Source organism: Blastomonas sp. AAP25 (genome assembly GCF_001295965.1).
In the GTDB taxonomy this organism is placed as follows: domain Bacteria; phylum Pseudomonadota; class Alphaproteobacteria; order Sphingomonadales; family Sphingomonadaceae; genus Blastomonas; species Blastomonas fulva.
Map to the genome: position 1 here is coordinate 1 of NZ_LJHP01000026.1, position 4,070 is coordinate 4,070.

The following is a 4,070-nucleotide window of genomic DNA, read 5'->3' on the forward strand; positions in this document are numbered from 1 at the left end:
CCGCGGGTTCCTGCACTGGAGGCTTTCGTACGCAAGCGCCCGAAACCCTTCACAGACCCAGCCATTCACGAGCGCCGAGCTAAACGTCCGGTTCCGCCAGAAGCCGCCACGCTGCTTTCGATAGAGCGGCCCCGCCTGTGCATTTATGCCGCATGTCAACTGGGCCGGTTTGTCGTTGGCTTCTGCGCCCCGGTCTGCTTCGGCCGGATATAGACCTTCAAGCTGTCGCGCCTGACTTCAAAGGCATCTGACCTCTCAATGAGCGTCAGCAGCTTTGGGCATCCGTAGGTGCGAGGGTCGAAGTCGGGCATCAGCGCGGCAATACGTGTGCCGACCGCCCCAAGAAATTGCCATCCGTCGACATCATCGAACTGGCTGAGGGCGGTTCGAATAAGCGGTATCGCAGCAGTCGGAGGCATTTTGGATAATCCACCGGCCGACGCGCTCCCCTCGGCCTCTGTTCCAGAAAGCGCCGATCCATCGCCTTGGGGGAGCAGGTTCTCAGTATAAATAAACCGCTTGCACGCCCGGCGGAAGCTTTCAGGAGTCTTCTGTTCGCCGAAGCCATAGACATCGAGGCCTTGCTCACGGATGCGAGCGGCAAGTCGTGTAAAGTCGCTGTCGGACGATATCAGACAGAATCCGTCAAACCTGCTGCTGTGGAGAAGATCCATTGCATCAATGACTAAGGCGATGTCTGACGCGTTCTTCCCGACCGTATTGGCGAAATTCTGCTGGGGGATGATGGCGTAAGTGGCCAACACCTCGGACCAACCCTTGAGGCGCGCACCGGAGAAGTCGCCATAAATGCGCCGGGCGCTGGCCTCGCCTATGGTCGCGATCTCCTCGAAGATCGCCGCAGCCGCTCGCGGGGATGCATTGTCCGCGTCGATCAGAATTGCGAGCCTCTGGGGGCGGTCAAGTTCGATGGCCATAACACACGCTAGCTGATCTGTCCTAACGCCCTGTTACGACCCAACTTAAGTCGTTCACCCTCACACGCGCAAATGGCCGCTACTGCCAGAACCGGCCATTCCCGGTTCATCCGCCCCGCCTCACTGTGAACGTCCGCGAAAACCCATCCTTTATGGCGCCGCCTTCGAAATCCTCACGCGCCAGTGATACCGATCCGAACGGGAAAATCGGATAATCACCTACGCGGTCCAGTGCCGGGCGTTCGAGGCATGGCGGTTTACCTCGGCCATCCTTTCGGATAGTCTGCAACAAATGGAATCTTCCAATTGCCTTGCACTGCCTACTGACGAAATCGCGCATCCTTTGCACGAACACAGGGTCGTGTTTGCGGCCTTCATTGCGCTGTTCGTGGCGCTGGCAAGCGCACTGCTGCCTGGCAGTTTGCCGTCATCCCAGACCGTGGGCTCTGCATTTAATCCAGCGACCACCCAGGTCGCACTCGCGCGGAACGATTCCGAGGAAACTGCAAATCTTGCGGCAGTAGGCACGCGATCAGACACGATGGACCTTGGCGGTACGATGGATACCGCAGACCCTGGGTTGCCATCGTTGTCCTGGACGAATGCTCCAGCTTTCGCGGCGATGCTGCCACCACTAGTCCACTCAGCCAAAGACGATGCCGCAAGCGAACGCCGATTGCCCGGAGGTGGCCCTCGTGCTCCGCCTGGAGAGGCTTAAGCGAAGCGTCGTTTTGCTGCTGTTGAGGCACTCTGCGTGAAGCGGCAGTGCAATATGCCTGACGATTAAACTGCCGCTGGGTGCGATGAGCTCATCGGGTGTGGAAGCCAGCAGCACGACCTCTTCAATGCGTTCTCAAATGTGAGCTGTGTCGCGTGCAAGCCGGACTAGTACCGCCATCACGAATTAACGGCTCATTCGATTTCTCTCGATCCTGAGAGCACAATATATGCATCATGCTACCCCTTTGATCGGCACGATCGTCGCTGGTCTTGTCGTCGCGTTCCTGATGGGCGCGCTGGCCCAACGCCTCAAGGTTTCACCCATAGCCGGCTATCTGCTCGCCGGCGTATTGGTTGGACCGTTCACCCCAGGCTTCGTTGCCGATGCCAGCATTGCCAATGAGCTCGCTGAAATCGGCGTGATCTTGCTAATGTTCGGTGTGGGGCTGCACTTCTCGCTCCGCGACCTGATGGCCGTCAAGAACATCGCTGTGCCCGGCGCGATCGTGCAGATCGCGGTGGCTACGCTGCTGGGCATGTTGCTGTCGTGGTTCATGGGCTGGACGCCGATTGCCGGCTTCATCTTCGGCCTCGCCCTTTCGGTCGCTAGTACGGTGGTGCTGTTGCGTGCCCTTCAGGTGCGCAATCTGGTAGAGACAGAGCGCGGCCAGATCGCCATCGGCTGGCTGATCGTCGAAGATATCGTGATGGTGCTGGCACTGGTCATGCTGCCTCCGCTGGCGAGAATTGCAACCAACCCTGACGGCGCCGATTTCATGATGGTCGCCCAGCCCATGGCAGCAACCTTGTTCAAGGTTACGGGCTTTGTCGTCTTTATGTTGCTGATTGGCCGCCGGATCATCCCGCGCGTGCTTCACTGGGTGGTGCATACCGGATCGCGCGAGCTGTTCCGTCTGGCTGTGCTGGCCATCGCCCTTGGCGTTGCCTTTGGCGCGGCATTTGTGTTCGAGGTGTCATTTGCCCTGGGCGCCTTTTTCGCAGGCATGATCCTGGGTGAAACGGCACTGAGCAGGCGGGCTGCCGAGGAGACCTTGCCGCTGCGCGATGCGTTTGCGGTGTTGTTCTTCGTATCTGTTGGCATGCTGTTTAACCCGAACGTGCTCGTCGAACAGCCGCTGCCATTGTTTGCCACGGTCGCAATCATCATCGTAGGCAAATCATTGGCGGCGTTCGCTATCGCCAGGCTCTTCCGGAAATCGACCAAAACAAGTCTGACGATTGCTCTGAGCCTCGCCCAGATCGGCGAGTTCTCGTTCATTCTGGCATCGCTGGGCACAAGCCTTGGCGTATTGCCAGACGAAGCACGCGATCTGATCTTGGCCGGGGCGATCATCTCGATCTTTATCAACCCGTTCCTCTTCACGTGGGTCAGCAAGGCCTACGCTAAAATCGAGGCAAGCGACCCGTCTCCAGCCGCAGACACCAACCGAGGCCATATTGTCCTGATCGGCTATGGCCGGGTCGGCCAATACGTTGCGGCAGACCTATTGGAGAGCGGCACGGACCTGATCGTCATAGAGGACAGTCCGGAGAAGGTAGCCGGAGCGGTGCGCAAAGGGGTGGAAACCGTTCGCGGAAACGCGGTGGACGCCGGCGTTCTGGAAAAGGCTGACATCGATCAGGCAGCACAGCTGATCATCGCCATCCCCGAAGGCTATGAAGCAGGAGCGATTTTCCAGCGGTCGAGATCACTGAACTCGGACATCAAGGTGATCGCGCGTGCGCATTCGCGCGATGAATATGACCACCTCAAAAAACTGGGTTTGACGCAAATCGTGTTGGCCGAAGAAGAGACCGCGGGGCGCATGTTGGCTCTGCTCGGGACACCATAGGTTTTCAATACCAGCTGGCGACACCAACCAAGGCGCCACTCTCACCCCAATTTTGAATTGATACACAGGAAGTCATTACCAATGAACAATGACAGGCAAGCTGCGGGATCACGAACCGAGGCACATTTTGACAACAAAAATAAATCAAGGGTCAAACACTTGCTGGAGCAGTATCCAAACACCAGCCGTGACGAGAACGCCGAAATACTTGCATTCCTGAGCGATGGACCGTTGTTGGATATCGGTAGCCTAAAGGGCGACGAGACCGTGCGCTACAAGATCGCGGCCTTTGAGGATGAGCATCGAAAGGCGTTTCGGACAACACCGATGCAGATAGCCGTTTTGTTGGTGGTTTTTGTCATCGCGGCATTGGCTTGTTCAATGCTGTGGGACATTGGTCGGTAGTGTTCAAAATCGCCAACAAGCTTTCATAGAATCTAGAGCTGCCAACGACATCTATGGAGATCAACCCTCCAGAAAGGGCAACTCGCCGAACGACCCGAAACTGACGTGATGGCGTGGACGACTCCTGCACGAGCGTAGCTGTGCAATGATGGGCCGT

Annotated in this window: 3 protein-coding genes; 2 read left to right on the plus strand and 1 reads right to left on the minus strand. The window is 57.7% G+C overall.

Features of this window, described 5'->3' with window-relative positions; all coding sequences use genetic code 11:
* Positions 1 to 155: 155 nt before the first annotated feature.
* On the minus strand, positions 156 to 935 hold the full coding sequence (locus IP68_RS15890) for an NYN domain-containing protein (protein ID WP_054135998.1): 780 nt from the start codon (positions 933 to 935) through the stop codon (positions 156 to 158).
* A 947-nt stretch (positions 936 to 1,882) separates the two neighbouring features.
* Here IP68_RS15890 and ybaL point away from each other — a divergent pair.
* The gene (ybaL, locus tag IP68_RS15895; protein WP_054135999.1) at positions 1,883 to 3,508 is read left to right on the plus strand and encodes a YbaL family putative K(+) efflux transporter; all 1,626 of its coding nucleotides are present in this window, start codon (positions 1,883 to 1,885) and stop codon (positions 3,506 to 3,508) included.
* 81 nt (positions 3,509 to 3,589) lie between these two features.
* Complete coding sequence (locus IP68_RS15900) at positions 3,590 to 3,913, plus strand: hypothetical protein (protein WP_156318200.1); 324 nt, start codon at positions 3,590 to 3,592, stop codon at positions 3,911 to 3,913.
* The last annotated feature ends 157 nt before the right edge of the window (positions 3,914 to 4,070 follow it).